Origin of the sequence: Streptomyces corallincola (assembly GCF_019104725.1) — a bacterium.
GTDB lineage: Bacteria > Actinomycetota > Actinomycetes > Streptomycetales > Streptomycetaceae > Streptomyces > Streptomyces corallincola.
The window spans coordinates 46,654-53,867 of the sequence record NZ_JAHRXF010000045.1; the positions used below are offsets into that span (position 1 = coordinate 46,654).

Genomic DNA, 7,214 nt, shown 5'->3' on the forward strand with positions numbered 1-7,214 from the left:
TTCCGCTGGACGCGCGGTCCGGCGGGCCACGGTTCGGCCGCTGCCGCTGTGGGGCACCGGACCAGGTCGGCCGGTGCCCCACCACCCCTTCGGGGCCGGTTAGACCGGCTGTCCGAACAGCTCCCGGAGTACGTCCTCCATCGTCACCAGGCCCGCCAGACGTCCGTCGTCGCCGAGGACGGCCGCGAGGTGGGTGCGGCTGCCGCGCATCGCGGTGAGAACGTCGTCCAGCGGGGTGACGGCGCGGACGCGGGCGATGGGCCGCATGTCGCGCAGCCGGAACGGCATGTCCCTGGGCGACGCGTCCAGGGCGTCCTTCACATGGAGGTAGCCGACGATCCGGCGGTTCTCGTCCGCCACGGGGAACCGGGAGAAGCCCGACTCGGCCGACAGGCGTTCCAGCTGTTCCGGGGTGACGTCGGTGCGCGCGTACACGACCCGTTCCAGGGGCACGACCACGTCCCGGACCGGGCGGCTGCCCAGTTCCAGGGCGTCGTGGAGGCGTTCCTGCGCACGGTTGTCGATGAGGCCCGCCTCGCTGGCGTCCTTGACGATCTCGGCCAGCTCGGTGTCGCTGAAGGTTGCCGCGACCTCGTTCTTCGCCTCGACCCGGAGCAGTTTCAGCAGCGCGTTGGCGAAGGCGTTGATGGTGAAGATGACCGGCCGCAGCGCACGGGCCAGCGCGACCAGCGGCGGCCCGAGGAGCAGCGCGCTGCGGACCGGTTCCGCGAGGGCGATGTTCTTTGGGACCATTTCGCCGAGCAGCATGTGCAGGTAGGTGGCGAGGGCCAGGGCGATCACGAACGACACCGCGTGGCCGACACCGCTCGACACGCCGACGGCGTGGAACAGCGGTTCCAGCAGGTGCGCGATCGCCGGTTCGGCGACCACACCCAGGACCAGTGTGCACAGCGTGATGCCGAGCTGGGCCGCGGCCATCAGCGCCGACACGTGCTCCAGACCCCACACCACGCTGCGCGCCCGCCGGTCGCCCTCCTGGGCGAGCGGCTCGACCTGGGAACGGCGTACGGAGATCAGCGCGAACTCGGCGCCCACGAAGAACGCGTTCACGACCAGCGTCGCCAGACCGATCAGCAGCTGTACGGCGGTCATCGTGTCCTCTCCTTGCGGCCGCCGCCGGTTTCGGCGTGCGTCGCCTCGTCGTCCAGCGGGGCGTGCAGCAGGACGCGGGCCGCGCGGTGCCCCGACGCGTCCACCACGTCCATCCGCCAGCCAGTCACCTCGACGCTGTCCCCGGTGGCGGGTATCCGGCCCAGTTCGGCGGCGACCAGTCCGGCGAGCGTCTCGTACGGTCCCTCGGGGACGCGCAGGCCGAGACGGGCGAGCTGGTCGGTGCGGGCGGCGCCGTCGGCGGAGTACAGGGCGCGGCCGTCGGTGTCGGCACCGGACGGGGCGATGTCGGGCGTCTCGTGCGGGTCGTGCTCGTCCCGCACCTCCCCGACGACCTCCTCGACGATGTCCTCCAGGGTGACCACGCCCGCCGTGCCGCCGTACTCGTCGATGACGACGGCCATTGTGTGCGTACCGGAGAGGCGGTCCAGCAGTCGGTCCACGGTCAGGGACTCGGGGACGAGCAGTGGCTCGCGCATGACCTGGGCCACGGACCTCAGGGTGCGGGCCTCGGCGTCCATCGCCAGGACGTCCTTGATACGGACGACGCCGACGACGGTGTCGAGGTTGCCCCGGTACACGGGGAAGCGGGACAGGCCGGTCGCGCGGGTCGCGTTGGCCACGTCCTCGCAGGTCGCTTGGACGTCCAGGGCAACGACCTGGACGCGCGGGGTCATCACGTTCTCGGCGCTCAGATCCGCCAGGTTCAGCGTGCGGACGAACAGTTCGGCCGTGTCCGCCTCCAGTGCGCCCTCCTTCGCGGAGTGGCGGGCGAGGGCGGCCAGTTCCTGGGGGCCGCGTGCCGAGGCCAGTTCCTCGGCGGGCTCCAGGCCGATACGGCGGACGAAGCGGTTCGCCGTGTTGTTCAGGTGCGTGATGAAGGGCCGGAACGCCGCGCTGAACCAGCGCTGGGGAGTGCCCACGTGCCGGGCGACCGCCAACGGAGAGGAGATGGCCCAGTTCTTCGGGACCAGCTCACCGACGACCATCAGGAACACCGTGGACAGCGCCGTGCCCAGCACCAGAGCGGCCGAGCTCGCCGCCGTCGGGGACAGGCCCAGGGAGCGGAATGGTCCGGACAGCAGCTTGGCGATCGAGGGTTCGGCGAGCATGCCGACGACCAGATTGGTCACCGTGATGCCGAGCTGGGCGCCGGAGAGCTGGAAGGTCAGGTTCCGTACGGCCTTCAGGGCGCCAGCGGCGCCCCGCTCGCCGCGTTCGGCGGCGCGCTCCAGTTCGCCGCGTTCGACAGTGGTCAGTGAGAACTCGGCCGCGACGAAGGCTCCGCAGGCCAGGGAGAGCAGGATCGCCACGAGGAGGAGCAGCACTTCGGTCATCGGGTCACCCCTACCTCAGGATCGGGCAGGACGGGGTGGGGCGCTCGGTGGCGTGTACTGGGGGGATCGTCCATGTGCGGACGCTCACGACCTTTCGGTGAGTGCGGATGCGTTTCTCAAGGGTAAAGGATGGGCAAAGTTGATGCAGGGCGGGGTGTCTGTAGCTCGGGGCGACAGGGCCTCGATTCTGGTCGGAGAGGGGGGTGGTGCGGTGGGTGGTGATCTGCGGGCGGGTGGTGGCTGGTCGCGCCGTTCCCCGCGCCCCTGACACGGATGGAACTGCCCTGCGGGTGCGGGTGCGGGTGCGTGGTGGCGGGTCCCGGGCGGTGTGCTGGCTGGCTTGTTGCGCTAGCACCTCCGCGCTAGCTTCGGAGTATGGCCAAGACGCAGTTGAATGTGCGGGTGGACGAGGAGACCGCGCGGGCGGCGCGGGAGAGGGCGGGGGCTCGGGGGATGAGTGTGAACCGGTATATCGAGGAACTGGTGCGGCAGGATGCCGGGGAGGCGGGGCGCGCGTTCGTGGATTCGGCCGCCGACTTCATGAACCAGTACGCGTCCGTGTTCGCGGAGGAGTTCGCGGAGGCGCGGTGTGGCGACCGGGGCGAAGGCCGCGGCTGATCCGTTGTCCGACCTGGGTATCGATCTCGCCTGGCTCCTCATGCTCGCCGAGCAGCGCACGCCCGGGGACCCGCAGGTCTCCGACTGGGGCGCGCTGGTTGCCGCCGTCGCCCGGCACCGGGCGGACATATTCGGTGTGCCCGTCTACGAGACCCCGTACGACCGCGCCGCGGCCCTGCTCCAACTGCTCATCCACGTCCCCGCGCTGGAGCGCTCCAACGCGCTGTTCGCCTCCGCCGTCGCCTACGGCTACCTCGTCGCCAGCGGGCTCAAGGTCAGCACGACTCCCGAGCAGGTGCGCGACCTCGCCCGCCTCGTCAAACGGGACGAGGCGAGCGTCTCCGACATCGCCCGTGAACTCCGTAACTGGAGCGCCTGACGCGGTAGTCGCGGGGGAGCCCTGCCGCCGGTCCGCTACGCGCCTTCCCGCGCCCGGAACTCCTCCGCGTCCCACGTGCCGTCCAGCCCCGGCGCCAGCCACCCCGGAGCCGCCGTGCGAAAGGCGGCCGGGGTGAGGGACCCCGCCCCGGCGGGCAGCGCACCGAGCAGTGGGGCGTCGGCCACCTCCGGGAGGTCCACGATGTTGCAGCGGGCAGCCAGATCTGGGGCGTCCGGCCAGGAGCCGATCACCACACCGGCGAAGTCCAGTCCACGGAAGAACAGTTCACGTGCCGTCAGCTCCGTCGCGTTGAGGGTGCCCAGGCCCGCCGGGGCCACGACGAGTACCGGCGCGTCCAGCAGCCGGGCGGCGTCCGCGAGGGTGCCGCCCGCCGGGTCGAAACGTACGAGCAGGCCGCCCGCGCCCTCGACCAGGACGAGGTCGTGCTCGGTGGCCAGCTTGGCGGCGGCCTCCGCGATGTCGTGCGGGCCCACGGCGGGGAGCCCGGCGCGCCGGGCGGCCGTGGCCGGGGCCAACGGCTCGGGATAGCGGGCGAGTTCGGCGGTGGTGACGGGGCCGGCGAGCCGGGCCACCTCGTCCGCGTCGCCGCGCTCGCCGGGGCGTACCCCTGTCTGCGCGGCCTTGAGGACGGCCACCGTACGGCCCGCCGCGAGGGCGGTGGCGGCGACGACGGCGGTCGTGACCGTCTTGCCGACCTCCGTGCCCGTGCCCGTGATGATCAGTACCGGCATGTCATCCCTCCCGCGCGGCGGCGCACACCGCGCGTCCGATCCGTACCACGTCCGCGTCCGTGGTGACGTACGGCGGCATGGTGTAGACGAGATCGCGGAACGGGCGCAGCCACACGCCCTCCCGCACGGCGGCCCGTGTGGCCGCCGCCATGTCCACCTCGTGATCGAGCTGGACCACCCCGATGGCACCCAGCACCCGGACCTCCCGCACACCCGGAAGATCCGCCGCCGGGGCGAGGGCCGCGCGCAGGCCCGCCTCGATCCGGGACACCTCGGCCCGCCAGTCCCGCGCGAGCAGCAGATCCAACGAGGCGCAGGCCACGGCCGCCGCCAACGGGTTGCCCATGAAGGTCGGGCCGTGGGCGAGGACGGGTACCTCGCCGCGCGAGATGCCTTCCGCGACCCGCGAGGTGCACAGCGTCGCCGCCAAGGTCATATAACCGCCGGTCAGTGCCTTGCCGACGCACATCACGTCCGGCGTGACCCCCGCGTGGTCCGCCGCGAACAACTCGCCGGTGCGGCCGAACCCGGTGGCGATCTCGTCGAACACCAGGAGCACGCCGTGCGCGTCGCACGCCTCCCGCAGCACCCGCAGATACGCGGGGGAGTGGAACCGCATCCCGCCCGCGCCCTGCACCACCGGCTCCACGATGACGGCCGCCAGTTCGTCCGCATGCCCGGCGATCAACGCGCGGAGATGATCCGCGTACGACTCCTCGTACGTGGTCGGCGGTGTGTCGGCGAAGACCTGGCGCGGCAGGACGCCGGTCCACAGCTCGTGCATGCCGCCCTCGGGGTCGCACACGGACATGGGCTGCCAGGTGTCGCCGTGGTAGCCGCCGCGCCAGGTCAGCAGCCGGTGCTTCCGTGGGCGTCCGAGCGAACGCCAGAACTGGAGGCACATCTTGACGGCCACTTCGACCGACACCGAACCGGAGTCGGCCAGGAAGACATGGTCCAGGCCGTCGGGTGACATATCGACAAGGAGCTTCGCCAGCCGGACGGCGGGTTCGTGGGTGAGTCCGCCGAACATCACGTGGCTCATCCGGCCGAGCTGGGCACGCGCCGCCTCGTCCAGCACCGGATGGCGGTAGCCGTGGATCGCGGACCACCACGACGACATGCCGTCCACCAGCTCGCCCGAACCGTCCGCGAGCCGCAGCCGGACCCCGCTCGCGGACTCCACCACGAGCGGTTCGGCACGGCCGGGCATCGGACCGTACGGATGCCAGACGTGCCGCCGGTCCAGCTCCAGCAGCTCGGGCACACTCAATGAGCCCTGTCCACTGGCCGGTTCGGCTCCGATCGGCGGCACCTGCTCATGCCCCACCTGTTGAGGCATCACCCGCTCAGGCATCACCCGCTCAGGCATCACCCGCTCGGGTCTCGCCTCCTCGGGCCTCACCTCCGCGGGTCTTACCTCCTCGGGCCTCACCCGCTCAGGCATTGGGCGCGAGGTCCGTACCGGCGCCCCGGCGGCGTACCGCGACGAGATCCGTACGCGGCCCGGAGCCCCCCAGCCCCGAGCCCTCCAGCCCGGAGCCCTCCGGCTGCGACCTCCCCGGCTCGGAACCGACCGCCCCCGTTCCCGCACCCGACGCGGCCGTACCGCACAGCGCCCCCGGTCCCGCACCTGCCGACGCCGTCCCGCACACCGCCCCCGCCACACCCGCACCGCACGCATCGCCCCCCGCGTGTGCCCCGCACCCGGCCGCACATCCCGTTTCGCCGGAACCGTCACCGTGCGCTTCGCACCCGGCACTTGCAGCTCCCGCGCCCGCAGCGGTCCCGCACGAGCCGTCCGCCGCGTCCCGCACCCGGTGCCCCGGCAGCGTCACCTCGTCCGAGCCCTCCACCTCGAATCCGGCGTCCGCGATCATCTCCAGGTCGGCTCGGCCCGCCTGACCCTCGCTGGTCAGATAGTCGCCCAGGAAGATCGAGTTGGCGAGGTGCAGCGCGAGAGGTTGCAGGGTGCGGAGGTGGACCTCGCGTCCGCCCGCGATGCGTACCTCCACGTCGGGGCAGACGAAGCGGACCATCGCCAGGATGCGCAGGCAGCGCTGCGGGGTGAGGTTCCACTCGGCGGAGAGCGGGGTGCCCTCCATCGGGATCAGGAAGTTCACCGGCACGGAGTCCGGGTCGAGTGCGCGCAGCGCGAGGACGACGTCCACGAGGTCGGCGTCGGTCTCGCCCATGCCCGCGATCAGCCCGGAGCAGGCGGACAGTCCGGCGGCGTGTGCCTTCCGCACCGTGTCCACCCGGTCGGCGTACGTGTGGGTGGTGGTGATGTCGCCGTAGGTGGCCTCGGAGGTGTTGAGGTTGTGGTTGTAGGCGTCCGCGCCCGCCGCGCGCAGCCGTTCGGCCTGGCCGTCGGAGAGGAGTCCCAGGCAGGCGCAGACCTCGACGTCCTCGTTCTCCCCCTTGATGGCCTGGATGGTGGCGGAGACCCGGTCCACGTCCCGGTCGGTGGGGCCGCGTCCGCTCGCCACCAGGCAGACCCGCTTGGCCCCGCCCGCGAGTCCTGCGGCGGCTGCGCGCGTGGCCTGCTCGGGCTTGAGCCAGGTGTACTTGAGGATGTCGGCCGTGGAACCCAGCCGCTGGGAGCAGTAGGAGCAGTCCTCCGGGCACAGGCCCGACTTGAGGTTGACGAGATAGTTGAGTTTCACGCGCCGCCCGAACCAGTGCCGCCGCACCCGGCCGGCCGCGGCCACCACGTCGAGCAGGTCGTCGTCGGAGGTGGCGAGCACGGCGAGCGCTTCCTCGCGCGTCGGCGGCTCGCGCCGAAGTCCCTTGTCCACCAGCGTGTTCAGCAGGTCCATGAGGTCAGATCCTGGCCTACGCGACGCTGCGGGCCAAGGAGGATCCAGACAACGCGGCCGGTTCACTCTGTGGGTTTTCGCACATCCTGGGCGGCTCGCGGGGCCGCTACTGTCTGTCCGTTGCCCACAAAAACCACCCGTCCGGAGCCCGCCCGGCACACGTGTCCGATCGCATGTC

The 7,214-nt window shown here is 71.8% G+C and carries 7 protein-coding genes; 2 read left to right on the plus strand and 5 right to left on the minus strand.

Features of this window, described 5'->3' with window-relative positions:
• Nucleotides 1-99: 99 nt before the first annotated feature.
• Complete coding sequence (locus tag KUM39_RS23180; RefSeq protein WP_217787693.1) at nucleotides 100-1,113, minus strand: hemolysin family protein; 1,014 nt, start codon at nucleotides 1,111-1,113, stop codon at nucleotides 100-102.
• Nucleotides 1,110-2,468: a hemolysin family protein gene (locus tag KUM39_RS23185; RefSeq protein ID WP_217787694.1), complete on the minus strand. Its 1,359-nt coding sequence runs from the start codon at nucleotides 2,466-2,468 to the stop codon at nucleotides 1,110-1,112. Before KUM39_RS23185 ends, KUM39_RS23180 begins: the two co-directional genes overlap by 4 nt.
• Before the next feature lie 375 nt (nucleotides 2,469-2,843).
• Between KUM39_RS23185 and KUM39_RS23190 the strand changes: the two genes are divergently transcribed.
• Together KUM39_RS23190 and KUM39_RS23195 are read left to right on the plus strand one after the other, a co-directional pair.
• On the plus strand, nucleotides 2,844-3,086 hold the full coding sequence (locus KUM39_RS23190; protein WP_217787695.1) for a toxin-antitoxin system HicB family antitoxin: 243 nt from the start codon (nucleotides 2,844-2,846) through the stop codon (nucleotides 3,084-3,086).
• A 4-nt stretch (nucleotides 3,087-3,090) separates the two neighbouring features.
• Nucleotides 3,091-3,465 (plus strand): fic family toxin-antitoxin system, toxin component, encoded by a 375-nt coding sequence (locus KUM39_RS23195; RefSeq protein ID WP_217787696.1) that lies wholly within the window; start codon nucleotides 3,091-3,093, stop codon nucleotides 3,463-3,465.
• A gap of 35 nt (nucleotides 3,466-3,500) precedes the next feature.
• Here the strand turns inward: KUM39_RS23195 and bioD are convergent, their stop codons facing one another.
• From bioD to bioB, 3 genes are all read right to left on the minus strand, one after another.
• Nucleotides 3,501-4,217, minus strand: coding sequence for a dethiobiotin synthase (bioD, locus tag KUM39_RS23200; RefSeq protein ID WP_217787697.1), 717 nt, complete (start codon nucleotides 4,215-4,217; stop codon nucleotides 3,501-3,503).
• A gap of 1 nt (nucleotide 4,218) precedes the next feature.
• Nucleotides 4,219-5,484: an adenosylmethionine--8-amino-7-oxononanoate transaminase gene (locus KUM39_RS23205; RefSeq protein ID WP_217787703.1), complete on the minus strand. Its 1,266-nt coding sequence runs from the start codon at nucleotides 5,482-5,484 to the stop codon at nucleotides 4,219-4,221.
• A gap of 172 nt (nucleotides 5,485-5,656) precedes the next feature.
• Nucleotides 5,657-7,036, minus strand: coding sequence for a biotin synthase BioB (gene bioB / locus KUM39_RS23210; protein ID WP_217787698.1), 1,380 nt, complete (start codon nucleotides 7,034-7,036; stop codon nucleotides 5,657-5,659).
• Nucleotides 7,037-7,214 lie beyond the last annotated feature (178 nt).